The 26,188-nt window shown below is 44.4% G+C and carries 23 protein-coding genes; 9 read left to right on the top strand and 14 right to left on the bottom strand.

Annotation, left to right across the window (positions count from 1 at the left end):
* The first annotated feature begins 9 nt into the window (after nt 1–9).
* Nucleotides 10–429 carry a VOC family protein gene (locus C7Y69_RS12220; protein ID WP_126872901.1) on the top strand — a complete coding sequence of 140 codons (420 nt, stop codon included), beginning with the start codon at nt 10–12 and terminating at the stop codon, nt 427–429.
* A gap of 56 nt (nt 430–485) precedes the next feature.
* On the opposite strand, the gene ggt is transcribed toward C7Y69_RS12220, so the two are convergent.
* Both ggt and C7Y69_RS12210 read right to left on the bottom strand, forming a co-directional pair.
* Nucleotides 486–2,120 (bottom strand): gamma-glutamyltransferase, encoded by a 1,635-nt coding sequence (ggt, locus tag C7Y69_RS12215; protein WP_260563509.1) that lies wholly within the window; start codon nt 2,118–2,120, stop codon nt 486–488.
* A 129-nt stretch (nt 2,121–2,249) separates the two neighbouring features.
* The gene (locus C7Y69_RS12210; protein ID WP_126872899.1) at nt 2,250–3,626 is read right to left on the bottom strand and encodes a Na+/H+ antiporter NhaC family protein; all 1,377 of its coding nucleotides are present in this window, start codon (nt 3,624–3,626) and stop codon (nt 2,250–2,252) included.
* Between the two features lie 341 nt (nt 3,627–3,967).
* Between C7Y69_RS12210 and C7Y69_RS12205 the strand changes: the two genes are divergently transcribed.
* Together C7Y69_RS12205 and C7Y69_RS12200 are read left to right on the top strand one after the other, a co-directional pair.
* On the top strand, nt 3,968–5,830 hold the full coding sequence (locus C7Y69_RS12205; RefSeq protein WP_126872898.1) for a glycoside hydrolase family 3 N-terminal domain-containing protein: 1,863 nt from the start codon (nt 3,968–3,970) through the stop codon (nt 5,828–5,830).
* A gap of 247 nt (nt 5,831–6,077) precedes the next feature.
* Entirely contained in the window at nt 6,078–7,100 is a 1,023-nt protein-coding gene (locus C7Y69_RS12200; RefSeq protein ID WP_312847919.1) for a mechanosensitive ion channel domain-containing protein, read from the top strand.
* Here C7Y69_RS12200 and C7Y69_RS12195 read toward each other — a convergent pair.
* From C7Y69_RS12195 to murQ, 3 genes are read right to left on the bottom strand one after another with little or no spacing between them, the layout of a single operon-like run.
* Nucleotides 7,053–10,166 (bottom strand): FAD-binding and (Fe-S)-binding domain-containing protein, encoded by a 3,114-nt coding sequence (locus C7Y69_RS12195; protein ID WP_126872896.1) that lies wholly within the window; start codon nt 10,164–10,166, stop codon nt 7,053–7,055. The two genes, C7Y69_RS12200 and C7Y69_RS12195, sit on opposite strands and share 48 nt — an antisense overlap.
* Nucleotides 10,163–11,539: an exo-beta-N-acetylmuramidase NamZ domain-containing protein gene (locus tag C7Y69_RS12190; RefSeq protein ID WP_126872895.1), complete on the bottom strand. Its 1,377-nt coding sequence runs from the start codon at nt 11,537–11,539 to the stop codon at nt 10,163–10,165. The genes C7Y69_RS12195 and C7Y69_RS12190 overlap by 4 nt, the downstream gene beginning before the upstream one ends.
* A 16-nt stretch (nt 11,540–11,555) precedes the next feature.
* Nucleotides 11,556–12,497, bottom strand: a complete 942-nt coding sequence (gene murQ / locus C7Y69_RS12185; protein WP_013785583.1) for an N-acetylmuramic acid 6-phosphate etherase — start codon at nt 12,495–12,497, stop codon at nt 11,556–11,558.
* Between the two features lie 306 nt (nt 12,498–12,803).
* Here murQ and alr point away from each other — a divergent pair, with 306 nt between their 5' ends.
* Complete coding sequence (gene alr, locus C7Y69_RS12180; protein WP_126872894.1) at nt 12,804–13,871, top strand: alanine racemase; 1,068 nt, start codon at nt 12,804–12,806, stop codon at nt 13,869–13,871.
* A 350-nt stretch (nt 13,872–14,221) separates the two neighbouring features.
* Here alr and C7Y69_RS12175 read toward each other — a convergent pair whose 3' ends face one another.
* From C7Y69_RS12175 to C7Y69_RS12165, 3 genes are all read right to left on the bottom strand, one after another.
* Complete coding sequence (locus tag C7Y69_RS12175; protein WP_126872893.1) at nt 14,222–14,911, bottom strand: YitT family protein; 690 nt, start codon at nt 14,909–14,911, stop codon at nt 14,222–14,224.
* A gap of 191 nt (nt 14,912–15,102) precedes the next feature.
* The gene (locus tag C7Y69_RS12170; protein ID WP_013785580.1) at nt 15,103–15,405 is read right to left on the bottom strand and encodes a hypothetical protein; all 303 of its coding nucleotides are present in this window, start codon (nt 15,403–15,405) and stop codon (nt 15,103–15,105) included.
* Nucleotides 15,406–15,442: 37 nt separating this feature from the next.
* Nucleotides 15,443–15,844: a VOC family protein gene (locus C7Y69_RS12165; protein WP_013785579.1), complete on the bottom strand. Its 402-nt coding sequence runs from the start codon at nt 15,842–15,844 to the stop codon at nt 15,443–15,445.
* Nucleotides 15,845–16,062: 218 nt separating this feature from the next.
* Here C7Y69_RS12165 and C7Y69_RS12160 point away from each other — a divergent pair, with 218 nt between their 5' ends.
* The 4 genes from C7Y69_RS12160 to C7Y69_RS12145 all read left to right on the top strand — a co-directional run bounded on the left by C7Y69_RS12160 (nt 16,063) and on the right by C7Y69_RS12145 (nt 21,070).
* Nucleotides 16,063–17,181 (top strand): hypothetical protein, encoded by a 1,119-nt coding sequence (locus C7Y69_RS12160; protein ID WP_126872891.1) that lies wholly within the window; start codon nt 16,063–16,065, stop codon nt 17,179–17,181.
* A gap of 9 nt (nt 17,182–17,190) precedes the next feature.
* A complete protein-coding gene (locus C7Y69_RS12155) occupies nt 17,191–17,988 on the top strand; it encodes a substrate-binding periplasmic protein (RefSeq protein ID WP_126872890.1) in 798 nt (265 codons plus the stop codon).
* Nucleotides 17,989–18,256: 268 nt separating this feature from the next.
* Nucleotides 18,257–19,693, top strand: coding sequence for an alginate export family protein (locus tag C7Y69_RS12150; RefSeq protein WP_126872889.1), 1,437 nt, complete (start codon nt 18,257–18,259; stop codon nt 19,691–19,693).
* A gap of 114 nt (nt 19,694–19,807) precedes the next feature.
* Nucleotides 19,808–21,070, top strand: a complete 1,263-nt coding sequence (locus C7Y69_RS12145; protein WP_013785575.1) for an NRAMP family divalent metal transporter — start codon at nt 19,808–19,810, stop codon at nt 21,068–21,070.
* Nucleotides 21,071–21,362: 292 nt separating this feature from the next.
* Here C7Y69_RS12145 and C7Y69_RS12140 read toward each other — a convergent pair whose 3' ends face one another.
* From C7Y69_RS12140 to C7Y69_RS12130, 3 genes are all read right to left on the bottom strand, one after another.
* Nucleotides 21,363–21,848 (bottom strand): GNAT family N-acetyltransferase, encoded by a 486-nt coding sequence (locus tag C7Y69_RS12140; protein ID WP_013785572.1) that lies wholly within the window; start codon nt 21,846–21,848, stop codon nt 21,363–21,365.
* 105 nt (nt 21,849–21,953) lie between these two features.
* A complete protein-coding gene (locus tag C7Y69_RS12135; protein ID WP_013785571.1) occupies nt 21,954–22,208 on the bottom strand; it encodes an RNA recognition motif domain-containing protein in 255 nt (84 codons plus the stop codon).
* 180 nt (nt 22,209–22,388) lie between these two features.
* Nucleotides 22,389–23,048 carry an NADPH-dependent FMN reductase gene (locus C7Y69_RS12130; protein WP_126872888.1) on the bottom strand — a complete coding sequence of 220 codons (660 nt, stop codon included), beginning with the start codon at nt 23,046–23,048 and terminating at the stop codon, nt 22,389–22,391.
* A 256-nt stretch (nt 23,049–23,304) separates the two neighbouring features.
* Between C7Y69_RS12130 and C7Y69_RS12125 the strand changes: the two genes are divergently transcribed.
* Nucleotides 23,305–24,216 carry a 2OG-Fe(II) oxygenase family protein gene (locus tag C7Y69_RS12125; protein ID WP_013785569.1) on the top strand — a complete coding sequence of 304 codons (912 nt, stop codon included), beginning with the start codon at nt 23,305–23,307 and terminating at the stop codon, nt 24,214–24,216.
* Between the two features lie 399 nt (nt 24,217–24,615).
* Here C7Y69_RS12125 and C7Y69_RS12120 read toward each other — a convergent pair whose 3' ends face one another.
* From C7Y69_RS12120 to C7Y69_RS12110, 3 genes are all read right to left on the bottom strand, one after another.
* The gene (locus C7Y69_RS12120; RefSeq protein WP_013785568.1) at nt 24,616–25,104 is read right to left on the bottom strand and encodes a GNAT family N-acetyltransferase; all 489 of its coding nucleotides are present in this window, start codon (nt 25,102–25,104) and stop codon (nt 24,616–24,618) included.
* Nucleotides 25,105–25,253: 149 nt separating this feature from the next.
* Complete coding sequence (locus C7Y69_RS12115; protein WP_013785567.1) at nt 25,254–25,466, bottom strand: hypothetical protein; 213 nt, start codon at nt 25,464–25,466, stop codon at nt 25,254–25,256.
* Between the two features lie 440 nt (nt 25,467–25,906).
* Nucleotides 25,907–26,188: hypothetical protein (locus tag C7Y69_RS12110; RefSeq protein WP_221885331.1), on the bottom strand; the 282-nt coding region annotated here is incomplete at its 5' end.

Below are 26,188 nucleotides of genomic sequence, written 5' to 3'. Positions count from 1 at the left end.
GACGTGACCATGGCGCAGCCGTTTCATCTAGCAATACCCGTCAGTAACCTTGCCAATGCAGAGGCCTTTTATGGCGAACTATTAGGCTGTGAAAAAGGGCGTAGTGATAGCCAATGGATTGATTGGAATTTCTTCGGTCATCAGTTGGTCACCCATTGCGTTGAGAAAATGCCTTCACCCCCTTCCCATAATGGGGTAGATAGCCATGCTGTACCAGTTCCGCATTTTGGCGTGGTGCTCGAAATGTCTCAATGGCAGGCATTGGCTGACAAAGTAAGTGCCGCCGATATAGAGTTTGTTATTGAGCCGTATATTCGGTTTAAAGACCAGCCAGGAGAACAAGCCACTATGTTCTTTATGGACTATTGCGGTAATGCGCTGGAGTTCAAAGCATTTGCCGCTATCGAACAGTTATTTGCGACTGATTAGCCTGTATTGAGCCGTGAGCGCTTTCATAGGTGAAAGCGCTACAACAACAGCATGATTTAGCGTGCAGACACTATACTTTTACCGCGACCACTTGCTTCAGAAGCGGCCTCTACACCTTGCGCTGTGCGCTTAATTAAATGCACATCTCCAAAGCGGCGGGCATCTATGGTGTAGCCCATATCAGTTAATTCAGCCAATGTTGACTCATCAAACCCTGGGTGAACACGAATGGTATCTTTAGGCAGTAATTGATGGTGAAAACGAGGAGCATTAGCAGATTTTGTGGCATCAAAATCAAACAATAACGCGTTTAATAACGACTGTGCTACCGATGAAATAATCGTAGTGCCACCAGGCGAACCGGTTGCTAAAACCACATCACCGCCTTGTGTTACTAGGGTAGGTGTCATTGAGGATAGCATGCGCTTATAAGGCGAAATAGCATTCGCTTCACCGCCGACAGCACCAAAGAAATTGGGTACGCCAGGCTTAGCGCTAAAATCATCCATCTCATCATTAAGCAAGAACCCTGCACCCGTTACTACCACGCCGCTACCAAAGGTAAGGTTAATGGTGGTGGTGTTAGCAATAGCATTGCCCCATTTATCCATAATAGAAAAGTGAGTGGTATCTTCACTTTCTTTCAAGCCAGGTTTAACACTTGGCGTGTCTGAAATACCATTGGGTTGAATAAGGGCTGCGCGGGCTTTGATATAATCAGGGGCAACAAGCTTAGCTACAGGGACTTCGACAAAGTCAGGATCGCCTAAGTATTCTGCTCTATCTGCAAATACGCGTTTACCAATTTCAGACATAACATGCAGGTATTCGGCGCTGTTATGATCTGGCAGAGTATGATTGCTGCCGTAGCTTTCTAGCATGCCAATCCACTGCGCCACAGCCACGCCGCCTGAGCTTGGTGGTGGTGCTGTTACTAGGGTGTAGCCTTGCCAATTCAGTTCAAGAGGTTTACGCCATACCGCTTTATAAGCCGCAAGGTCGCTGTGGTTAATTAGCCCACCGTTTTCTTGCATAAAAGAAACAATTTTCTCAGCAACCTCGCCTTGGTAAAACCCATCTTGGCCATGCTGTTGAATTGCTTTTAACGTAGTGACGAGTTCAGGTTGCTTGAATATTGTATTGGCTTTAGCTTGTTCAAAGTAACTAGCAAAGTTGCTGTTTAATCCTTGTTCGCGGGTACGAGCTAAATATCGAGTGATGTTGCTAGCAAGTTTTTCAGGCACTAAAAAGCCATTTTCAGCAAGTTCAACCGCAGGTGCTACTAAGCGACTCCACGGCAAACTGCCGTATTTCTGATGGGCAGCCCACATACCGGCAACCGTACCTGGAATACCTGATGCTTTCGCGCCAAAAAGTGACTCGTAGGGTTTTACATCTCCTTCGTCATCTAAGTACATATCTCGATGTGCCTCAGAGGGGGCCATTTCGCGGTAATCGAGAAAATCAGTGTTGCCCTCAAACGCAATGGTCATAAAGCCACCGCCGCCTACATTACCCGCTTCAGGTAGGGTTACTGCCAGAACAAATTGCGCAGTAATGGCAGCATCTACCGCATTTCCACCCTCTTCTAGTACCGCATAAGCGGCGTCGGCGCTAAAGGTATCGGGCATCGCTACGGCTTGTTGTTGAGTTGGCGTTGAATCACCGCCTGTTTGACTACATGCTGTCAGAAATACAAATGAGAATAGAAAAAACGTTTTCTTCAACACTGCCTAACTCCTTAAAATTAAAAAACTTAGATAAAACTTATTATCAGAATTGTGAAAAATAGACCTAGCACAAGCTTGTCGTAACTCGCGCTAGCCAATCATAATAATGCTAGCAATAAGATAACCCACCAAGGTTAACCCGCCCGCCACAAGCGCGTAAGGAAACTGGGTTTTTACATGGGTTAATACATCACAGCCTGCGGCTAGTGACGACACGGCAGTGGTATCGGAAATAGGCGAACAATGGTCACCAAAAATTCCGCCACCTAGAATGGCCGCAACAACCAAAGAAGGGGGTAATCCAAGGGTTTGAATTAATGGTACGCCGATGGGAATAAGAATAGCGAAGGTACCCCATGAGGTGCCTGTGGTAAAAGACATCACCGCCCCTGCAATAAATAACATAGGTACGATGAAAACAAGGGGAAGGTATTCACCTACCACGCCTGCCACAAATACACCTGTGCCTAAGTCTTTTAAGCTATTGCCCAAGGTAAGAGAAAGCAAAACAATGGTGACCAGTGGTAGTAATTCGCCCATACCTTTAAAGCCAATTTCTACGGCTTCTTTGTGAGTGAATCGTTTGTGCCAAAGTAAAAGGCCATAAGCGATAGCAGTGGCAAGTGCCGTGGCATAAAGCACAGATTTACTGCCGCTGCCTTCAGACAAGGTGCCGTTGCCGGTCCAAAACATAAAGCCCACCATGCTGAATACCATCGTTAACAATGGCACTAACATATAACGCGCTTTAGTGGCGGTTTCAGTTTGTTGGGGAATGTCTGTTTTCGATAGGGTTTTCTCTTCTAAAGCCAATGGCCCGTGCACTTTGTCTGCGGCTATGGTGTAAGCCACAATTAGTAAGGTAAAAATAGCGTAGAAATTAAAAAACACGCTGCCCCATAATATTGAGGCTGAAGATGCTGGTAGCTCGTAGGTGTCGAGCAAGCTTAATATGAACGCTCCCCAACCATTAAGTAAAATGAGTATGCATACTGGTGCGCTGGTAGAATCGATAATATAGGCTAAGCGAGCCCGGCTCATGCCGAAGCGGTCGAATAAACCTCGTGCAAAGATCCCTGCCGTTAACACACTTAAATTCGATTCAATAAATACTGCGATACCAGTAAACATTGTCAGGCTGCCAACCTGTTTCTTGTTCTTGGCCACCCCTTTGCCCACTAAGTAATTAACCGTAGCGGTTACACCGCCGGAGTCGCGAATGAACGCCAGCAGGGCGCCAACTAAAACAGAAAATAAAATGACTCGGGTATTACCTGGGCTTGAAGCGGTATCGACAACGCGCTCTATAGCATTGATTGGCGCAAGAAAGCTGGTGGCGGGGCTTGCAGTTAACAAAATAAGTGCTTCAGAGCACAGCACCGCTAATAGCAATGCCAAGATAACTTCTTTTTTCCAGAATACGACAATGATCGCAACCAATGGGGGGATAATTGATACCCAATCCATACTACTTTCCATACTTTATTATTGTGAAATACTGCCATTCGCTTAAAGAGCGAATATCTGAGCTTGTACGTTGATACTAAATCGAAACGTCGATGTTCGAGAATGTGAAACCATCGACTTGCTAGTAAACTGCACATCTATTAGCCATTCATATGCATTAATGTGAGCAATAGCGACTAGCGTACCGCAGAGCACACGGTTAATTCCACAGAATGACACGTATTTATTCTGTATGCATTGGTTTTTGATACTATGGCAATTATTATGCGTATCAAAGCTTAACTTATCGTTATAAGTACACCGTTAACTGTTAAAAAATCTATAATTACCTAGGATCTTATTTGCGCCTTATTCCCTCGTTAGCAACCGTTTTATCTCGCGTTTTTTTATTTAGTCTATGCATTTTACTGTTGCCTAGTACTTATGCGAACCAATCAAACCAGCATGAACAGATAAAAAAATCTCTTGGCCAAAAAATCATTCTAGATTTTCGATTCTACTGCGATGATGGCACTAGCTCGAAAGCATGTAAAAAGCCGGTAACCACGCTACCAAATGCGCTTAAAGACTTACTCATCACCCACAACATTGGTGGCGTTATCTTATTTTCTGAAAATATTAAAACCAACAAGCAGCTAATAGCGTTGAACTACGCCATGCAACAGGCCATGGCAAAAGCGAAGCTGCCACCGCTATTTATTGCTGTAGACCAAGAAGGGGGAAGAGTGGCTCGCTTACCTTCTTCTATGCTCACGCCTTTTCCCGGAAATTTGGCAATAGGGGCAAGCTACTATCAGCACGGCACGGCTTTTTCCGAAAACGTAGCGAAGGGCATTGGTAGTAGTTTGAGCTCCTTAGGGATAAATACAAATTTCGCCCCGTCCGTAGACATTAACAGTGAGCCTAAAAACCCAGTCATTAATGTACGTAGTTTTGGCGAAACACCTAGCGATGTTGCGGTACTAGGGCAATCATTTGTAGATGGCTTGCAATCAAGTGGTGTAATAAGTGCTATTAAACATTTTCCTGGTCATGGCGATACACAAACAGATAGCCACACCGGCCTGCCCAACGTCAAGCATTCAAAAGCGCAAGCGCTAAAAGGTGACCTATTACCTTTTAGCCGAATTATCAGCGGTGGAAACCCGCCAGGTATGTTGATGAGTGCGCATATCCAATACCCATCATTAGATAGCACTACCGTCAAAGACAAACAGGGAAGGGAGATGACCATTCCCGCAACTTTGTCACGAAAGATTCTCCACGATGTATTGCGAAACGAGCTGGGTTACCAAGGCGTGGTTGTTACCGATGCATTAGATATGGCGGGCATTGCTAAATACTTCTCACCAGAAGATGCCATGATAAAAGCCTATCAAGCGGGTGCCGACATTGCCTTAATGCCGTTCACCATTAGAACGCCACAAGATATCAACATGTTTGCTGCATTAATGGGCAAGGTAAGTAAGCGAATAAGCAGTGGTGAAGTGCCCTCAACACAGCTTGCAACTTCCGTACAACGCATTGCGTTGCTTAAAGCTAAATTTAGCCTGAATAGGTACGCTGAGAAAGCGCTTTCCTGGCGGGTTTCAGACGTACAGAATAATGTTAAAAAAACACGTAATATTCAAATTGAGAAAGCGCTTTCTAGGGCGGCGATCACATCACTTTATGGCGCCGAAAAACTCCCTGTTACTCAGAAAACCTGGCTGGCGTTAATGCCTGATGCGCTTAGGTGTTTAGCGCTTGAAAAAAGTTTGACTAGTATTGCGCCCACGCTGGGAATGGCTTGCCTGCCGCTTACTAAGCTGCCAAACAAAGCCACCTTCGAATATGCATTGAAGCAAGCTGACCTGTTAATCGTGGGGGATATCTCACCGCAACATGCCGTTTATGAGATGAAAGGCTTCGATAATGAAGAAGCGATGGCTTCAAGGGCACCGCTAGATGATGTGCATAGATTTACTAAATCAGCCTTGCAACAAGCTAAAAAACAAGGGCTTACCACGGTTTTAGTGCCGCTTCGTATGCCCTATATAGCTAAAGAAATGCAGCCGCACACCGATATCGCTATTGCTACATTCAGTTACAACGTAGATAGTGAGATATATAGCCCTATTTTTGATGCTCTAATAGAAACCATATTAGGCCTGAACAGACCCAACGACTATGTGCCTGTTCAGTGGAGCGGCGCATCTGAGTAGTGTTAGTGTTAGTGTTAGTGTTAGTGTTATAGCGCCGGCCAGTTAGTAGAAATTCAAATAATCGATGTTGCGTGTAAATTATTGATAATAAATAATTAAGTTTAGTGGTTTACAGTGATTCGTGCTAATAAACTAAAAACAAAGTAACGTAAAAATACGACGCCATACGGCGAAACACTAAGTTAAGTGTGACTTGGCAATAAGAATAAAATGGAGTTTCAGTGTGGATACAGTGGTGGCTTTTCTCATGCCTTTTATTCCGCTAGTACTAGCAATTGTACTGGTGGTATTGGGGCTAGGTGCACTTCATTACGTGCTACTTGCGCGACAATCTCACTTAACCAGTGAAGAAAAATTGCCACGCCAAGTTACTTTGTTAGTACTTACTATTGTAGGTTTGGTCGTCATCTCCATGGCACTTCCGGTGAACGAAAGTACGCGCAATCAGGTGATCGCCTTAATTGGCGTTTTGTTATCCGGTGTCATCGCGTTTTCATCTACCACCATGGTGGGAAATTTGATGGCGGGTTTGGTATTACGGGTAAATAAACCGTTCAAAGTGGGAGACTTTATTCGCGTAGAAGATTACAGCGGAAGGGTAGCTGAGATGGGCTTACTAGATACGGAAATTCAAACCGAAACTCGTGAGTTAATTGCTTTTTCAAACACCCTAATGGTGAACACACCGGTGAGAGTAACACGTGCCTCAGGTGCGATTGTCTCGGTTGATTTAAGTTTAGGATACGATATTCACCATTCAGAGGTTGAGAAGCACTTACTAACTGCAGCGGCCAATGCTGAATTAGAAGACCCTTTCGTTCAAGTGATCTCCTTAGGAGATTTCTCGGTAAGCTACCGAGTTGCAGGCTTGCTTAAAGAAGTGAAAAGCATGCTAAGTGCGCGCTCGCGATTACACAAATCGGTGCTTGATGCATTGCATAACACGGGCATTGAAATTGTCTCACCGACCTTCATGAATCAGCGGCCTCAAGTAGACGGTGTGCAAATGATTCCTCGGCAACCTGGCTCATCAAAAGAGGCAGCTGCTTCTCAGGAAGATGAGGAAACTAATCCCGAGGCCATCATTTTTGATAAAGCGGAAGAGGCTGAGCAGCACGAGAAAAATCGAGAAGGATTAGCCGAGCAAATTGTGGCTATCAGCAAGCAACTTGAGACCGCAGAGGGTGACGAAAAAGAACAGTTGAAAACACACAAAGCGACGTTAGAAAAGCGGCTGGCTGACCTCGTCGAGCAGCACCGCGATGTGTGAATAAATCACCCCACTGTGCAGGCTTAAACCAATCGCGCAGGTTGCGCTATTCGATACCCCTCTATAACAATCTTCAGGCACCTGACTGGCAAGCGGTGCCAGTGCACTTTGGTTCAAACCCGGATTAGTGAAGCCCTTAGTACCCGCAAAGCCGCAACAGGTGATGTCAGTAGGAACAATAACGTTTGAAGTACAAAGGTTCGTCAACGCGTTAATAGCAACCCCTGAATCTAGCTTAGTACTTGAACATCCAATATGAAGCATTGTAGGGGCATCTGTTTTAACCACCTTTACCCGAGGTGAAATGTACTGAAGTAAATACTTGCTAACTTCCAATATCTCTATTTTGTTGAAGTCTGAGTTGTTGGTGTTTTTTGAAGTTACGTTATAAGCACAAGCGCTGTTGTCAATGATGACAGGCCAGCGTCCTTGTTCTGAAAGTGTGTAAACTTCTTGTGTCCACGCCGCGAGTTTATCTCTCGCGGTGATTGCTTCACCTTCACTATCCCAAGGCTGGCCACAACAATGGTCTTTTGCGCTAGAGAACACCACTTCCACGTTGGCTTTTTCACACAAAGAGACCACAGCCTGAATAACACTTTTTTCATTAGCGTTGCCACCGAAAACTTTGCTTGGGCAACTTACCATGTAAACTACTTTTGAAACCGTCTGAGAAAGCGCCTCAGAAAGCGCTTTCCTAGCCATTTTCTCAGTCACTTTCCCAGCGGTATTCTCAGAACAGTTTTGCTGCCCTAAATGGGTAGGTAACTCGGCGATGTACCCAGCTTCTTTTTCAGTCGCTTTATGTGCTTCAGAAGCTGTTTCATTAGCGTGAGTAGTAGCGTTAAAATCTGGTTCGTTTTTATACTGCGAAGTATTTTTGTTATATTGCGAAGCTTGGGGAACAGCACTATGAAGCTGGGGTAAATGTAGTGCACCTGTAATAGAATTAAATGCCTTTTCGCCAATTACCCCTTTTACTTTATGGCCGATGTTTAGTGAAAAACGTGCAATTGATAACGCCTTATCGGTATGTTTAGCGGCAAGATCACTGACTAATTTGGTCGCAGAACCTCTAGTACGCTGGCCACGTATTTGTTTTATCCACTGCCCAGTATCAATGCCTACCGGACAAGCGCTAGCGCATAGCCCCGTTGCTGCACAGCTATCTACGGCTAGGTGTGAAAACGCTTCGTTAATTTCATTAACAGCCGCAGGTTCTGTCAAAGACGTTTGTCGGCGCTTTAATGCAATACGTTGACGGGGCGACAACGTATAATTAAGCGAGGGGCACTGAGGCTCACAAAAGCCGCACTCAATACAGGCATCTACCGTGTCTTGTACTGCAGGCATCGGCTTAAGGTGAGTAATATGCGCTTGAGGGTCGTCATTTAAAATAACCCCTGGGTTTAAAATACCCTTAGGATCGATAATGTCTTTTAGCGCGCGCATTAACGCCACACCTTCATCACCCCATTGTGCAGTAAGAAACGGCGCCATATTACGCCCCGTTCCATGCTCGGCCTTTAAGCTCCCCGCAAAGCGCTGTGTCACTAGCACGCTTATATCGGCCATAAAGGCCTGATAGCGGTTGATTTCATTTGGGGTATTGAAACCTTGGCTAAACACAAAGTGCACATTGCCATCGAGTGCATGACCAAAAATAATGCCGTCGTGGTAATCGTGTTTTTCGAATAAGGCGACTAACGCATTTAACCCATCGGCCAAACTTTCTAATGGAAAGGCCACGTCTTCAATAATGACCGTGGTACCAGTGGGCCTTACTGCGCCTACTGCGGGAAATAGCCCTTTTCGAATGCTCCACAAGTTTTCGATGATGTTGGGCTCTGCGGTAAAATCTTGCAGAGGCTGGCCTTGCTTCTGCTCTTGCTTATGCTCTTGTTTAGGTGGGTGCTCATATTCTTTACTTATACCCACTGTTGGCTGGGTTAAAATTTTGCGCACCGTCTTAAGCGTACTATCTAGTTCAGCCTGTGACGGGGCACCCACGTCAATAAGTAGGGCAACAGCATCTGGATTGCTAATATTGCGTTTGCTAACCACCACCTTGTCTAGCAACGGCGCAACGGCGCGCAATGCTCTGGCGTCCATCAACTCTACAGCATCTACATCACAGGCTTTTAGCGCAGGAATAACTGCACAAGCGTCTTTGAAGTTTTCAAATAAATACAACCCGGTTTCTCGCGCCCGAGGCAAAGGTACGGTGTTGTAGGTAATGTTAGCAATGAAGCCCAATGTACCTTCTGAACCAATCATTAGGTGTGTAAAAATATCTAGCGGGTTGTCATAATCAAGTAAGGCGTTGAGGCCATACCCCATAGTATTTTTAAGGCGATATTGATAGCGTACTTTTTCAGTCAATGCTGTATTCGCTAGTAGCGAGTTGCGAAGCGCAGCAAGAGAGGCTAACAATACACTATGGCTTTGCTCAAACGCGGAAATGCTTTGTGCATCAGCGGTATTGACTTCACTGCCGTCGGGCAACAATACGTGAATGTGACGCAGAGTGTGATACGAGTTGTTTTTCACCCCACAGCACATGCCCGATGCATTATTCGCTGCAATGCCGCCCACTTTACAGGCGTTAATCGAAGCCGGATCTGGCCCAATTTTTCGGCCATAGCCTGCCAATATTCGATTCGCTTTTGCGCCAATAACCCCTGGCGCTAATGATATTGCTTCGCCGTTATCTATTACCTCATACTGTTGCCAATCTGGGGTTAGCATGACCAATACCGAGTCTGTAATTGCTTGACCAGATAAACTGGTGCCCGCCGCTCGAAATGTCAGGGCAATATTTAAGCGATTTGCCATTGCTAATACGCGGCACATAACGTGAATACTCGGCACTTTTATGACTAACTTAGGAATTTTGGTGTAAAAGCTGGCGTCAGTAGCAAGGGCAATTAGCCTAGGTTTATCGCCAATAATATTTTCAGGCGCTAACCATTCACTAATGCCCGTTAAAAAGGCATGAAAGTTATCAGTTGCGTGATCCACTGCTATCTCGGTTTGAGCTTTTTCCGGCGTATTGTGGCTATTCATTTGGCGTCATCGCTTTGAAATTTACGGTTTACAACGCTGCCTTTTCCTTCGCTAGGTAATTCAGAAGCCGTTGCCGGATATAGCAAATAGGGAGCGCGAAGCTGTTTAAATGTAGCCAAGCCTTCAGCCCAGCTTGCTTGTATTTGGTTGCTGGTTTTCCCCGCGATAATGGCCTGTCGGAGTGAATCCGTTCCGGCTAACTTATCGAAAAAATCTGGGCGAGTGAAAAAGGTAATGCCTTCTTCTTTAAACTGAGCATAAGCGCTAAGTAGGATCTCAACATCTATTCCTGAAAAGGGGGCATCTACGAATAACGAAGTCTTCAGGGCAGTGTTATTGTGTTTAGGGGATGGGGCTGCTTGGTTAGCAGCTACGTCTATACTTTCATCGCCAAGCGCTACCACAGGGTGGCCGATAAGTTGAAAAGGAAGCGGTGTACCTCTTCCTACACTTACGTCCGTGCCTTCAAAAAAGCAAAGGGTGGGGTATAAGGCAATGGCAGCATCAGTAGGTAGATTCGGGCTGGGGGCAACAGGCAGAGAGTAAGGCATTTGTTTATGATAATTTGCCACGGGAATAACCGTTAACAGCGCCTGCTGCTTGGTTTGATGCGCCAGCGACTTAGATTGCTGCTGCGCTGGCTGTTTCGCATCAATGGCATCGGTCGCAATCCACTGTTCACCCACTATCATTAATGCGAGCTCGCCTAACGTCATGCCGTGCAATACAGGAATGGCGTGCATGCCTACAAACGATACATAATCAGGCTGTAAAATAGGGCCATCAGTAAAGGTGCCATTAGGGTTGGGCCTATCTAATACTATGACAGGAATATGCGCCTGAGCAGCGGCCTCCAGCACGTAATGTAAGGTACTTAAATACGTATAAAAACGCACCCCTACATCTTGAATGTCGAACACCAAAATATCGGTATTGGCTAACATGTCGTCCGTTGGCTTTTTCGTTTTACCGTAAAGGGAGTGAATAGGAAGACCCGTTTTAGCATCAACATCGTTATCTATTTTTTCACCCGCTCCCGCCTTGCCGCGAAAGCCATGTTCGGGCGACATAATACTCACCACATTGATATCACGACTTAGCAACGCGTCGACTAAGTGAATAGGCTCCAACGAACTGTTTTTTACACCCGAGCTTTTTATCGTTGAGTTTTTTATAATCGAGCTTTGGTTAACTACCAGTGTGACTCGTTTGCCTTCAAGTAAAGGCAAGTATTCTTCAAATTGCGCTGCGCCCACTTGTAACCTACGTTCGGCAACGTCAGCCTCCTCATGAACTTTGGCATAGCCTGGCGTACTAAAAGTAATAGCAGCGCTTAATAGCAAAACGAATGTAAGTAGCGACTTGATAGGCATTTATGAAGGTGGCCTTTTAAAGCGGTTGTTTTACAGCGTGACGCAAATAGCCATTGCTGGCCACCAATTGTTTAGCCGCGTCGTCGGCATTAGCCCCCGTTAGCACCATTAAGATAGCCAGCTTTGCATTGTTGTTCGATGCTTTTAGCGCGGTAGCGGCGTCGTGTTCATTACATTCAGTGGCTTGCATCACAATGCGTAGGGCGCGGGCTTTTAGCTTTTCGTTAGTTGCGTTGACATCCACCATTAAGTTTTCAAAGGTTTTGCCCAGCTTGATCATGGTAGCGGTACTTATCATGTTAAGTACCAGCTTTTGCGCAGTGCCAGATTTCATTCTTGTTGAACCGGTAAGTGCCTCGGGGCCCACCACTGGGCAAATGGCAATATCGGCATGTTCAAATATGGCCGAGTTTGGGCTACAGGCTATAGCCGCAGTAGCCGCGCCAATAGATTGCGCATACGCAAGGGCGCCTGAAACATAAGGCGTGCGCCCACTTGCTGACAACCCAACCAGTGTGTCGTGTTGACTAAGCGTAATATTAATAACATCTTGCTTGCCGGCTTCTCGATTATCTTCTGCCCCTTCAACTGCGTGTAAAACCGCTCGTTCGCCGCCAGCAATAATGCCGATTACAACCCCATCTGGCACACTGAAGGTTGGCCGACATTCAGCTGCATCTAAAATACCTAGCCTGCCACTGGTGCCCGCGCCTATATAAATGAGTCGCCCGCCTTTTGCGATGCTTTGTGCAGCGGCGTTTACCACTTTGGCGATGGCAGGAATTTCGGTTGCCACACTTGGGGCAACTTTGGCGTCTTCATGATTAATTCGCGCCAGCATTCCTTCTGTGGAAAGGGTATCAATATCTACAGTATTGGGGTTTCGCCCTTCAGACACTACCCGTTCTAAATCTTTAGCGAGGTGGTGAATACTGCGTGATGAGTCGGTGGGCTGCATGGTGATACCTTACGAAAGACAATGGGAGTTAATTTGCTATACATTCATGCTGGAGGTCTTGGCTAGCATACTGAATTTGCATATATGTGTAAGAGCAAATTAACCATATTTACAACGCATTATAATGTGGCGAACCTGTAGCGTAAACCAGAGAGGCGCAAACCAACAAGGCGTGCTCCATAGGGCAAAAGATAACAGAAGCATAGTTCGTACGTGCGTTCATAAATTTGTGTACCGAGAATTCGATTTCATTCAACTCGTGATACACTCTGCCCCTATGCAAATACAAAGGATTATCTGTTTACTGTGAGCCGTCAAACCCAAGCCATTATTCACGCTGATGCTATTTTAAGTAACTTTAAACTATTAGCAGAATTAGCCCCTACAAGCCGTTCTATGGCGGTGGTAAAAGCAGATGCTTATGGGCATGGTGCAGTTAACGTTTCACGTATTCTACAACATGTATCCCCTCGGTTTGCAGTGGCAATTATTGAAGAAGCTATTGCACTTAGAGAGGCAGGGATAACAGCGCCTATCGTAGTGTTAGAAGGTGCACACCAAGCTAAAGAGTGCGCTATGGCTGCATCACATGGCTGTATTCTAGTAATGCACAATCAAGCGCAATTAGAATGGATGTTAGCCTGCCCTGAAGACCGTCGGCCTACTATTTGGCTAAAAGCCGACAGTGGTATGCATCGGTTGGGTTTCGTGCTGAACACGCTACCGAGTATTGTTAAGCAATATGCGTCGCTTATTACGCAAGATACCGTGCTAGTTACTCATTTAGCCTGTGCAGACGACACCAGTAACGACTTCACGCAGAAGCAACTTAGTGCGTTTTTACAGATAGCTACACAGTTAGCGCTTCCTGTCAGTATCGCTAATTCTCCGGCCACCATTGAATGGCCACAAAGCCGTGGCGATTGGAACCGCCTAGGCATTGCGGTTTACGGCGGCCAGCCAAATACGGCCAATGTGGCATTAGCCCCTACCATGACGTTACGTTCTAGTATTATTGCCCTTCGCGATGTGCCAAAAGGCGAGTCGGTTGGTTACGGTCAAAACTGGGTGGCGCAAAAAGATAGCCGCATTGCTACGGTAGGTATTGGTTATGCTGATGGTTACCCAAGACATTGCCCTAACGGTACGCCTGTTGCCGTAAACGGCGAGCGCGTTGGCCTAGCAGGGCGTGTGTCTATGGACATGATCACCATCGACGTTACCCATATTTCGAACGTTAACATTGGCGATAGGGTAGAACTTTGGGGTGAGAATGTACCTATTAACGAGGTGGCAGAAGCTGCCGGTAGCATAGATTACGAATTGTTAACCCGAGTATCAGCCCGTGTACCTCGCATAGTGAAATATCGCTAGTACTTACAGTAGTTTACATTCTTGTAAATGCGCTGATGAATGACCATTCACCGAAACAATGGGGTGTTTTTCACTCGCTTGTGCCTATACTAACGTCCCACTTTCAGTATTGAGATGAATATTTCATCTTCGACTGTTGTGGGTATATCACGTAAGTGAGGTTTGTATGCGTACTTCGTTTTCTCGCCCTAGGGTGAATCGAGGACTAGTAAGTCGACCGTTTAAGCCTGTGCAGAAAAAAGCAGTAGGGTAGCGACAAGGATACAAAGCGTTACGTTAGGAATAATATAAAAACCCGGCATTGATATGGCCGGGTTTTTTACGTTTAGCGCAGGTGAAAAATTAACAGACTAGTTGTTTTGAGCGTGTAGATTAGTGTTTACTGTTGCACACGACTGCACGCTAGGCCCCTTTTTTTCAGGCGACTTTTCACTCTCTTTATTCGCAGGTATATAACGTTCTGGGCGATGGTTTAACGAAATGACCATATTTAAGCAGAACGCGGCTAGAATCGAAATAAGCACTAAATGCCATGGAATAAAGAAAAGCCCGCAAAGCAGAATAACGCTGTCTACCGTAAGTTGAAATGTACCTGCGCGCACATTAAATCGAGACTGCAGGTAAAACGCTAAAATACCCAAGCCGCCTAAACTAGAGCTATGTCTGAACATAATCAGCATGCCCACGCCTATAAGCAAGCCACCAAAAATGGCAGCAAAAATAGGATCAATGCTAGAAATGTCGACGAAGGCTGGGATCTGCTCAGTTAAGACCGATACCGTGGTCACAGAAATAAACGTATTCAATGTGAAGCGCTTGCTGATGCGAGTCCAAGCAAGGGTATAAAAGGGCAAGTTAATTAGGAAAAATAGAACACCAAAGTCCATATCAATTGCGTAAGTCCCCAGCAATGCGATACCCGCAGCGCCACCCACCATCAAATCTTGAGACTGGAATAGAAATACACCAAATGCCACGAATAACCCGGCACTAACTAATGCAAAGATATCTTCGATAACACTGTGATTGGAGTTTTGCATAAGTGGCGATTCTTAGTTGATAAGACACGCTGTAATTATACGTTTACGCTGATAGGGTATACAGGGCTGTGGTTAGATAACATGCTTAGCTTAAAATCTATTGGTACGCACAGCTTTACGACTTTTAACCGCAGAGTAAACGGTAAGTTGCTGACTTGTAAATATTGCACTATTTCTGAGCGAAAAATGGGTTATTCCACCACTGAAAACACCACAATGTCTTGTCTGTTGAATTCAACACGGCAGTGCATGTAGCCGAAGTTTAGCGGGCTATAGGCCACTATTCGGCTACCAACCGCTAAAAATTCGGTATCCCATACCAGTAAATTGGTGGTATTTAATTGTCGTTCAACACTATTTTTCGATACCCCTGGCGTAAAGTTATCACATAAATAGATAACTTCTTTTCTGGCTTCAAGCCCATAAAACGCCGTTGCAATGAGTATCGCAATGGCTAATATAGCCACAATGTCGGTAATGATTGAACGCTTCATGGGGGACAAAACAAATCTCCAGAGGGTGTAGTTACACCTAATTAAGGTTGGCAGGCGCAGGCTGAAGTAAATCCCACTTATTGCCAAAACAATCTTTAAAAATAGCTACTGTACCGTAAGCTTCTTCTCGCGGCGTTTCTAAAAATTCAACGCCTTTATCACACATTGATTGATGATCGCGCCAAAAGTCATCGGTATGTAAAATCATAAAAACTTTACCCCCAGCTTGCTTTCCAATCATCGCTTTATCTTCGTCCGATTTAGCTTTAGCTAACAAGAGTGACGTCGCACTGCCTTTCGGTGTGACTAATACAAAGCGCGATCCTTCCCCTTTATCTCTGTCTTCGGTAAGTGAAAAATTAAGGGTTTGGGTGAAATAGGCAATAGCACTGTCGTAATTGTCTACAAGGAAGGTAATAGCTGAAATGTGATGCTGCATAGAATCTTGTTTTACGTAAATTTTGTGAAATATTACCGACTATTTAACGCAAATGAAATGTACTTCATCGACAAATGCGCTTTACATATTTCGTGTACGACAATGATCTTTTTGTAAGGTTCACTCTATATAATTTGTACTGAAGGAATATATATCACAGTAATGGTTTCCATGATGGAGTGCATCACATTGTGAGTAAATTGACATTAGGACAAGGAATGAACAGACAACTTCCACTACTTTCCTTAGCTGTACTTCTTGGTTGCAATACGCAAACAGTGAAGGCGGACGAACTGCCCTTTACCTTAAGCGGCCACGTGCGGGTTAACTATGGTCATCAAGACTGGCAGCTACCTGAGATAAGAGATGGATTCGAATTTGAATCTATTAAGTTAGGTGTCGCTGGCGAGTCAGATCAGTTTAGCTATAAAGCAGAATACCGATGGTACGAGAATACCGATTTCGACACTATTCGCTTTGCCGAACTTACCTACCATTGGGACGAATCGACCGACATTACCGCAGGTATCACCCAAACTCCTTTCGGCTTACAGCCCTTTGGTTCAAACAACTTCTGGTTTTCGGTAAATTACTACTTAGGCTTTGAAGATGACTATGAAGCCGGTATTAAGATAAATCATGATTACGGTAATTGGGACTTTCAAGCTGCTTACTTCATGAATGATGAATATAACGATGCCGCTGAATTTGGCCGTTACTCATTCGATGTGGCCGATGATGGTGAGTTTCGTAACCAAGAAGATGGGCAATACAACTTACGTGCAAACTATACCGCGAAGCTGCTGCCTAGGAGTACTACCGACATTGGTGTGTCTTACCAATATGGCGATATATTAAATTTAGATACACTAGAAGAGGGTGACATGACGGCTTACGCCGTTCACGTTCGTCATCAGCAAGGTGATTTTAAAGTAGAACTACAATACATTGATTACGAGTACGACTTAGCTGCACCGGAAGGCCAAGCGACCGATAGAATTTCGCTTTCTGCATTTACCTTTCCATTCTTAGCGGCTGCCGATGGGTCGACATATTCGGCGAATTTGGTGTATTCCGTACCTTATAAATTCACCCGTATTAACTCACTTACGTGTTATACCGAGTACAGTGTGGCGCAGGGTGACGAAGCGTCAGGCCGAGATTCATCGCAGTGGATAAATGGCTGTAGTTTTGGCTGGGACAAATTGTTTGTTTATGTAGATAGTATTCAAGGGAAAAATATGTGGTTTTCTGGCGGTCCAGGCGTGGGCTTAGACCTAGGTGGTCGACAAGAAACAACACACAGATTGAATATTAATTTAGGTATCTATTTCTAAGGGAAGATTATGCGTTTATTAGCTATTTTCACACTACTTTTGGCGTTAGTCCCACTGCAAAGCTGGGGGCATGCCTGGCTAAAAATTAAAATTGCTACCACTGAATATGCACCTTACACCTCTTCAGAGATGGAGCACAACGGCTATATTAACCACATTATTTCACAGGCTTTTTTAGAAACCGGAGTGGTGGTTGAATTTGTCTCAATGCCGTGGGATGAAGCGGTAGAAGCCACATTGAATGGCGAATTTGATGCACTGTCTTACGGTAATTTTGTGCGCGCTAGAGGCGAGAAATTCTGGCACAGCGACCCTATCACTGCCGAAAGCTTAGTCTTTTATGTAAATGCTAAGTCTGACATAGCGTCATGGTCGAGTTTTGACGAACTTAAAGACAAAAAAATGGGGGTGACAGAAGGCTATTTGTACAATAACGAGCTAGCGACTTATATTAAAAATACCCCAACAGTAACGACTTACGCTACAGACAAAGAGAATTTAGAGGCATTAGTAAGCGGTGAAATAGATTTATTTCCAATAGATGATCTTACTGGTTGGTACTTGCTTCAACGAGACTTTACAGCAGAGCAGCGCCAAGCGGTAATGACTATCGACCCGTTTATCTCTACCGTCACCACGCATTTACTGGTAGCAAAGGGGAGAAATGACGACAGGCTTCTTATTGAGCTTTTCAACAAAGGCTTAGAAGAACTGACATTAGAAGGGAAACTAACTCGCTTTAAACGGTTGTTAAAAGACGGTTTTTACCAAGATCCTAAAAAGCCGGTTAACTTCGACAGGCGCTAACGGTTTAGTACTTGCGACAATGCGATAACCGGTAAAGGCTATACCAGAGTTTTATTAAAAAAGAGAGCTTGCTCTCTTTTTTTGTGAGCTCAAAGTAAGGTAAAACATATATTTACTCTCTGTGTATACCAAAGATATAAGGAAAACTTTCAATGCACATATTTACTTCAGGCGTTGAGAATATGCTCAATGATTAGTCTGCCAATTGGTATTTTAACCAAGCTATAAGCATTGCCAAAGCGGCGGAAAACCAGCGAGAGAGCAGTAAATGTATACATGCAGTAGTATAAATGGGTGGCTAAACCCAGTTAAGAATGTTGCGTTTTATCTTTTTTTACCCTGCACTGTTGTGGCTGCCGCATTCGCGTTTTCCGCCAATGCCAATGCCAGCGCAGAGCCCATTCCAGAAGTAAGTGTTACGTCTAGCCCAAATATCAGCTCTGCTGACAGTTTGAAAATCAAAACATTGAAACCTCAGACCTTGAAAGCCCAGGCCCCCAGATTTGATATTAGTGGCTCTTATAGACTTAAATACGAACACCTCAATAACCCTATTTTTCCTTCATCCAGTGAAGATAGAGCCCAAGTAAATCGACGAGTTTCATCTCGCCTGTTAGTGAAAGCACAGGCTAATTGGGATGTGTTCAATGTAACTCTTGAGTTAGCCGACTCCCGCGTATGGCTAGATGATAATGACCCCACGTTAAAATCAGCGCAGGTGAATACGCTAGAGCCCTTACAGTTTTTCGCTCGTTATACGCCCCAAGACAGTCAATATTTAAAAGGTATTACGGCGGGACGAGTGACCTTTGATCATGGCAGTCGAAGGCTGATAGGACAAGGCGTGTACCGCAATACCAAAAATGCATTCGATGGGGTACTGGTAGATTATCAAGTTAGCGATTGGAACATCCGTGGTTTTTACTTGCTGCCAGTCAGTCGATTACCCAGCGACAGCGGGGCAGTGGCCGACGCAGAACGGGCTTTTGATAAAAGCTACAGTGAGCGTGAGTTCTTTGGTTTATATGTCACTTCACCAGATAAAAACGTGAAGCTTCACAGTTACTGGTTAAAAGAGGAAGACTCTGAAAAACTTGCCACGAAAAATCGTGACATATATACACTTGCCGTTGAGTACACCAAACCGTTTGCAGAGTTATGGAAAGCCAATATTGAAGTGATTGGGCAAACCGGCACGTCACACCAAACCGCAAGTGCAAGTGATACTACTGAGCTAGATGTAGAAAGCTGGATGGTGCACGCTAATTTGGGTAAAAAAATCACTGACTTTACCTTTCTAAGGGCGGAAATAGACGCGATTAGCGGCGACAATGATAGCGCAGATAATACCATTACCGACTTTGATAGCCTTTATGGTGTAAGACGTTTCGATTTTGGCCCAACAGATGTTTATCAGGCTATGCCCCGAAAAAACTTATACACAGTGGGCGCGAGAAGTGTGACCAAACCTTCGAAAGAACATAATATCATGGTGAGCTATAAGGCCATGTGGTATCAAAAAGCCCCAGAGTCTGTAGATAACTTCATTGGGCAACAGTTAGAAGCAAGATGGCGTTGGGAGGTAAAACCTTCACTTAGGCTAGCTATTGGTGCGGCTTATCTGCTGAAAGGCGACGGCTTCGAGCGAGGGGATTACCCTGATGATAGCCAATTTGTATTTACCGGCGCGCTATATACGTTTTAAATAAGTACTAATTCTTACTCATTTTAATCTAATACTGTTGGAAGCTCGCAATTTTGTGACGGGAATAGGTATACTCCGTAACCGCTTCTAGCAGTTTGCGATTAAGGGAAAAGATTGAGCGACAGTACTTCACTCACACATTATCAACGCTTCATGCGCATGGTGCAGTTACTTGGCCCAGGCGTTCTAATGGCCACTGCCGCCGTTGGCGGAAGCCATCTTGTTGCCTCCACCCAAGCTGGTGCGAAATTCGGTTGGCAGTTGGTGGTACTTATTCTGGCGGTTAACGTTTTAAAGTACCCTTTTTTCCGTGCAGGCGTTAGCTATACCATCAGTACTAGGCAAACCTTGCAGTTCGGTTACCATAAGATGGGTAAGGGTTATTTAATTGTGGCATTGTGCCTAAATGCCTTGGCTTCAGTGGTGAATGCCGCCGCACTTTTGTTATTTGCTGCAAGTTTGTTGTCTTATTTTTTGCCTTTCAATGTCTCTATTGCCATCGCGTCGGCCGCTATTTTAGGGGCTATACTGTTTATATTGCTAGCAGGGCATTTTGAAGCCCTTGAAGGGGTGGCAAAAGCCATCATGGGGGTGCTGGTGTTGGCTACCGTCGCTGCCTTTTGCGCCGCAGTGGTGAATTTAGAGCCTAGGCCACCTAGCTTTGAATCACCATCACCCTGGACGCTCGCGACCGTAGGGTTTTTAGTGGTCACTATGGGGTGGATGCCCGCACCAATAGAGATATCTAGCATCACGTCGTTATGGTTAAGGCGCCAGTGCCAAAACCAACCAGTAACGCCAAAAAATGCCTTGTTCGACTTTAACCTAGGTTATGCGGTGACCACCATTCTAGCCTTACTTTTTTTAGGCTTAGGCGCATTGGTATTACACGGAAGTGGCGAAACACTTGCAACAGGCGGTATAGGCTTTTCCCAGCAATTAGTTAGCCTTTACGCCAATACCATTGGCGATTGGGCACACTGGCTTATTGCCGTGGTAGCCTTTCTTTGTATATTCGGGTCGGCATTAACCGTTTATGATGGCTATGCCCGCGTGATTGCCGAAGCCATTTCGTTGGTATTACCAAAGAAAATGGCGCGTGACGCAGTATTCGTTCCCGTGCTACTGGCTATGGCAGCCATTAGTTTTAGTATCGTACTGTTTTTCAAATCTGCGCTGCTGGCCATGTTAGGCTTTGCTATGACACTGGCCTTTGTTACCACGCCCATGTTTGCATGGCTAAATCATCGTTTGGTAAAAAGTGCTTCGCTGCATGAAGATGCAAAAGCCAGCTGGTGGGTAACATTGCTTAGCTATGTAGGCTTGGTGTATTTGTTTGGCTTTTTACTGCTGTTTGTTTGGTGGAAGTGGGGCTAGGCTGGAACTTAGGTTTGGCTAAGACTGAGCTAGGCGCGGCAAGTTACGATGGCGTGCGTTTTGTGAAGGCAAGTGCAACTATCTTGTACAGTACGTAAAAGCCTACAGCAATGAAACTGCTGCAATAAATGGGCTTAACAAGAGCCAGCACAACACGTAAAGAACAAGCCCTTTCACCCCTATTTCAGACGCCCTAGCAAGTAAGTCTATAGCGCCTAATATAAGTGCCGTGGCGCAAATTAGGCCAACTACCACGGTGGTTATAATTAAAAGTGCGTTTTCCACGTTTAGGCTATCCTAGCTTCTTTTGCCAAAATAGCGCGTGGCCTTCACCTTCCGCCAGTTCATAGCTGGTAAAGCCAAACTTTTCATAGGCCGATTTTGCCACTGTGTTATTACTTAATACTTCTAAGGTAATCTTGCAGCAGCCTTTCTCTAGCGCTATTTCCTCTACTTTATCTAACATTTTTTGGCTAAGCCCTAAACCACGGAACGCTGGCAACACAGCGATATCGTGAGTATTAATAAGTGGTTTGCAGGCAAAAGTAGAAAATGCTTCAAAGCAATTTATTAGCCCAGCGGGTTTGCCGTCAACATAAGCAAGAATACTAAAGGCATGGGGTAGTGTAGAGAGTTTATCGACTAAGTTGTCGTAGGTATGTTTAGAAAGTGCCTCAGCGCCGCCCATAGGATCTTTCGCATATTCGTTTAGCAAATAAGGAATAGCTTGCTTATGTGCGTCGTCAAAATAATCTGCTTTTATGATTTCTATATTCATACATACCTTCACTTCTTTATATGACCCCAGCTTGATATAGATCCCACTTAAAATGAGAACCAATGCTGGAGGGTTTGCACTACCACTATTTTCTTTGTATCGGATTTACTTTGTTTCGGGTTTATCTTCTGCTTTCTTAACGCGGATATTCGCATCGCCTAACGCATGATTGTTTAACGACTTAATGGCCGCTTTAGCTTCACCTGGCTTAGGCATTTCTACAAATCCAAAGCCTTTAGAGGCACCGCTCTTTTCATCAACCACAATGGTGCAAGACTGCACAGAACCGAAAGCTTCGAATAAACTCGCAAGCTCTTCTTGTGTAGTTTGTCTGTCTAAATTACGTATTAATATTTTCATTTTGTTTCCTGTGCGCTCGACAAGGTAAGAAGAGGCTTGTTATACAGCAAAGCTAAAGCGATGTAGATAGGTTTCGTCATACTTACCGGCAGTAACTCAAATTAAAAGCACGTCAACGTGCGGGTTGGGTAGTTTGCCCCGATTGCCCTCTTTAATTTAGAAGGCATTGCGCTTTTTACCTTAGGGCGCATTACGCTCTGACGGTGCTGTTTTAAAATTTTGAATCACCTCATGAGGGTTAACATCTTCACTATGGCGCTTGGCTGCTTCTGCCCACCACATCAATTGATTCAAAGTACGAGTGAAGTAATCAAACCACGAAGACTGGTCTTCCCCTGAACACATCTCACCATTCTCTTCGAATACTTGTTGCGCCTTGGGAATATGAATCATAGCCGACACTGGCAAGCAGCCTAACTCAGACAAAAAAGTACGCATGCCTACCGCTGCCCGCATACCACCCCATTGCCCAGCTGAATAAGTGACAATAGCACTAGGCTTGTAAGCAAATAACGAGCTACCGAAGTGATTAAGCAAATTAGCAAGGGCAGGGCTCATAGAGTGATTGTACTCGGGGCTAACCATGACATAACCATCGCAATTGGCAATTTTCTCTGCCAATGTATTTAATTCTGCAGGCGCCTTACCTTTGGCATAGGCAAAATGGGGCTTAAAGATAGCGTCTAAGGGATAATCTAATGGGTCTATTAACTCCACTTCATGCTCGTCATAGCGAAGCTGCAAACAGGCCATTACCGCTTTTGCCACGCGCTCCCCAAGACGAGCGGGCCTAGGTGGCGTGCTATCCCGAACAGTGCCTAAAAAAATAAGAAACTTCATTGGTATGCTCCTTTTCCAAAACTATTCGATGTAGTTTACTAACACCGCTGGTGGAAACAATACTGATGTACTGAAGCGAAAATCGCAAATCATCGCAGCGAATATCCATTTTTGATTATCTTCTAAATCTTAATTCTGTTTCCAGAATAGCCGCATTTATTAACTAAATCAGGTGTAATAGATTATAGGCATAGGTTTGGGGCCCGGTTTGAAATACAACGCCTGGCCCCCATTTTGCCATTGGAGATAATTTATTATGACATTTACTCAATTACAGCAAGCACGTGCTTTAGATTTACCAAGCCGCGAGGCTATGCTTCATCGTGCGCCATCCGTGCAACAGTTTTGGAGTTCAAATAACGAGTTGCTTAGCAACGCGTGGAGCGAGTGGGAAGCCAGTGAAAAAGACAACCTATTCACCCTTGATGATTCTTTACTAGATGCCAAATTACGCAGCGCAGTCACGCAAGCGTGGGAAAATCCTGAAAAAGAAACAGAGGTGAAAGCGCTATTAGAAGAGGTATCACCTGACGTGTATCAATTCCAATTCTTCGACCCTGAAAGGCTGGTTGAGTTACGCGCCTATCTTGAAAAAGTGTGGGATGCCAAAATTGCACTAAGACCGCCGTACGGCATAGTATTAAATCGCCGTGGTGCCATGCTAGATAAGCGTTCAGAAGGTTATTTGGCTGCGCCAAGTTTCCAAGCGTTTTATCGCACTATGCTAGACACATATATGCGCCCTATCGCTCGATTGTTGTTTCCAGAAATTATGGGATACGACGCGCAAACCTTTGGCTTTTCAATTCATTATCAGCCAAATACCGATACGTCGATAAGACCGCATACCGACGCGTCAGCAGTAACGTTAAATATTAATCTAAACGTTCCGGGTGAAACATTTACGGGTTCGACAGTGGATTTTTATGATGTAAAAGCAGGGAAAGTAAACCCACTAACGTTTACGCCTGGCAGCGCTATGCTTCACCGTGGAAACGTACCGCATGCGGCACAGCCTATCACCAGTGGCGAAAGAACCAACTTCGTACTCTGGTTGTATGGTAATCGCGGTCAGATGCCACCACAAAGTGTAAAAAGCGTTGATGTTGATGCCCTTGAAAGGTGGACAGTACCATCTCAACCGCAAGATAAATTTGCGCCTTTTTAAGTGCGGTATCTATCAATAAGTAGCAGTAATAACGGGGGAGGGAGCCTCCGTTAATCTTGTTTCGAATTTAGCTTCTTTGCCGCCATCAACCCGACAATAAAAATGATAAAAATAACAAACCCAACTGAAATTAAAATATTGAGTAAAAAGTCCACAATAGCACCTTAATTTTTAAGTTATTGGCGAGCACACCGGCGCTCGCAGTGACAATATTTCTATTTATACCATCACTACGTGTGATTAGCCCATGTTGTTATCATATTGTTACTTGAACGAAGGCTGAGATATATGCTCGCTAGGGATGTATTAAAAGAAGTGTTTTATTTCCCTACAGCTTTTATGGTTTTACCTGAGAAGCGCTCTTTAACTATACATAGCGTTAAAAAGTCAGTAATGAATCTAGTTCAATTTCGCGAAAACATGCTTGTCGTAAAAACCTCCATTTTTATAAATGGCTTTTTTCAGTATAGCTTCTTCGCTAAAGCCTGATTTCAAAAGCAACTGCATAGAGGCGTGGTTACCCGCAAACACAGCGCCAAACAGTCTCACGATATTGGTATGGGTAAATACAAAGTCAGATATTTGCCGAATAGCCTCGGCTGTTATGCCCTTACGCCAATAGCGCTTATCAAGCCAATAGCCAACCTCACCAGAACGCTCGTATTCAAACTGCCCTCGATTAACGCCAATGCAACCAACTAAAACATCGTCGTAAGAAATGGCTTTAATGATGCCAGATTGACTGCCCTCATTAACCCACCAAGCCGCATCCTCTTTTGTATAAGGATTAGGGATTTTAGTAGAAAGAAACTTGGTGACCGCCTCATCATTTAAGATGTGCACTAACCTATCAATATCGTTTTGATTGAAGTCTCTCAGGGTAACCATTCTAATCCTTTCTATATTTCAATAACTCACCTAAGCAAAATTATCACTCTTTTTTAGCCCGATAGACGCCGAAGTGTAAGGCGTATTGACGTGTGCTCAAATGGTTTGCTCATGTGGTCATGTAAAACGTTGAGCGCGATGCTATACGGCTACTCACTAGCTGCATGTTTGGGAGGCATGAGATTCATAACACCAAGATAAATCCAACTACCTATCCATGTGAACAGGCCAAGAAAAAAAGTGACCAGACCCGCAATCCACATTGAGCGCTTTTGTTTTCGAGCTAGAAAAACAGACAGGATGGTTGGAGCGATGGAGAAAACTATTAAAACGATATAAATGAAATTTACACTAATATTCATGGAACATCCTTGCGTGAATATACAAAATAGCTATCTCAGTATAGAAATAACGTAAAAACCACGTACAACAATAAGAGCAATGCAGGAAATAGTACAATACCTTTTAGAATTGAAGCTCTCTTTTGTTGTTTCCAAAAGTATTGCTGCTTCCGCTTTTCAAAATCAGTTAACCAATAATGACAGTGTGGGCATTGGTTTTTGAGGTGCATTATCAATGCGCATTGAGGACATTTAGCTGAAGGCTTGTATGAACCATTCCCCCAAATTGTTGGTTTTTCAATACTCATAACTACCTTAGTGAGTATGAATGCAGGTGCATGTTATGACTTTCATTGCCCATTTTGAAAACCTTATTAGCAGTACTTTACTTACAATCTGTTTTAGAATACCCGTGTTAAACCCACTGAATTTTATATCCATGCTGTTTATAAAGTGGCATGTTACACACCCACGTTCTTTACCCGACCTTCCAATTTTTTAACGCAACGTACAAAAACAGAAACAGAAGTGACCCCAGCACAAATGATTCCGATTTGGGGAATGGATAGTTCAATAGCCCCTAATATGAATAGCCTCCCAATCGTTGAACCAACTACAAATACAGCAGCCAAAAACACTACGATAGCAGTAACTAACATTAACCACGTCGCAGTCTTTCCCCATTCAGGCATATTCTCTACTTCCTTAAAATTTACTTTACTACATAGACACAATGACTCCCT

It is taken from the genome of Alteromonas sp. KS69 (assembly GCF_003989595.1).
Classification (GTDB): domain Bacteria; phylum Pseudomonadota; class Gammaproteobacteria; order Enterobacterales; family Alteromonadaceae; genus Alteromonas; species Alteromonas naphthalenivorans.
Note: the sequence above shows the minus strand (reverse complement) of the source record. Positions and strands in the feature narration are given on the sequence as shown.

What these genes read in the sequence shown, in the direction of transcription:
- C7Y69_RS12220 (WP_126872901.1), top strand. Translation starts at nt 10, where the DNA reads ATGGCGCAGCCGTTTCATCTAGCAATACCCGTCAGTAACCTTGCCAAT.
- C7Y69_RS12210 (WP_126872899.1), bottom strand. Translation starts at nt 3,626, where the DNA reads ATGGATTGGGTATCAATTATCCCCCCATTGGTTGCGATCATTGTCGTA.
- C7Y69_RS12200 (WP_312847919.1), top strand. Translation starts at nt 6,078, where the DNA reads ATGCCTTTTATTCCGCTAGTACTAGCAATTGTACTGGTGGTATTGGGG.
- C7Y69_RS12195 (WP_126872896.1), bottom strand. Translation starts at nt 10,166, where the DNA reads ATGAATAGCCACAATACGCCGGAAAAAGCTCAAACCGAGATAGCAGTG.
- C7Y69_RS12190 (WP_126872895.1), bottom strand. Translation starts at nt 11,539, where the DNA reads ATGCCTATCAAGTCGCTACTTACATTCGTTTTGCTATTAAGCGCTGCT.
- murQ (WP_013785583.1), bottom strand. Translation starts at nt 12,497, where the DNA reads ATGCAGCCCACCGACTCATCACGCAGTATTCACCACCTCGCTAAAGAT.
- C7Y69_RS12175 (WP_126872893.1), bottom strand. Translation starts at nt 14,911, where the DNA reads ATGCAAAACTCCAATCACAGTGTTATCGAAGATATCTTTGCATTAGTT.
- C7Y69_RS12170 (WP_013785580.1), bottom strand. Translation starts at nt 15,405, where the DNA reads ATGAAGCGTTCAATCATTACCGACATTGTGGCTATATTAGCCATTGCG.
- C7Y69_RS12165 (WP_013785579.1), bottom strand. Translation starts at nt 15,844, where the DNA reads ATGCAGCATCACATTTCAGCTATTACCTTCCTTGTAGACAATTACGAC.
- C7Y69_RS12160 (WP_126872891.1), top strand. Translation starts at nt 16,063, where the DNA reads ATGAACAGACAACTTCCACTACTTTCCTTAGCTGTACTTCTTGGTTGC.
- C7Y69_RS12155 (WP_126872890.1), top strand. Translation starts at nt 17,191, where the DNA reads ATGCGTTTATTAGCTATTTTCACACTACTTTTGGCGTTAGTCCCACTG.
- C7Y69_RS12150 (WP_126872889.1), top strand. Translation starts at nt 18,257, where the DNA reads ATGTATACATGCAGTAGTATAAATGGGTGGCTAAACCCAGTTAAGAAT.
- C7Y69_RS12140 (WP_013785572.1), bottom strand. Translation starts at nt 21,848, where the DNA reads ATGAATATAGAAATCATAAAAGCAGATTATTTTGACGACGCACATAAG.
- C7Y69_RS12135 (WP_013785571.1), bottom strand. Translation starts at nt 22,208, where the DNA reads ATGAAAATATTAATACGTAATTTAGACAGACAAACTACACAAGAAGAG.
- C7Y69_RS12130 (WP_126872888.1), bottom strand. Translation starts at nt 23,048, where the DNA reads ATGAAGTTTCTTATTTTTTTAGGCACTGTTCGGGATAGCACGCCACCT.
- C7Y69_RS12125 (WP_013785569.1), top strand. Translation starts at nt 23,305, where the DNA reads ATGACATTTACTCAATTACAGCAAGCACGTGCTTTAGATTTACCAAGC.
- C7Y69_RS12120 (WP_013785568.1), bottom strand. Translation starts at nt 25,104, where the DNA reads ATGGTTACCCTGAGAGACTTCAATCAAAACGATATTGATAGGTTAGTG.
- C7Y69_RS12115 (WP_013785567.1), bottom strand. Translation starts at nt 25,466, where the DNA reads ATGAATATTAGTGTAAATTTCATTTATATCGTTTTAATAGTTTTCTCC.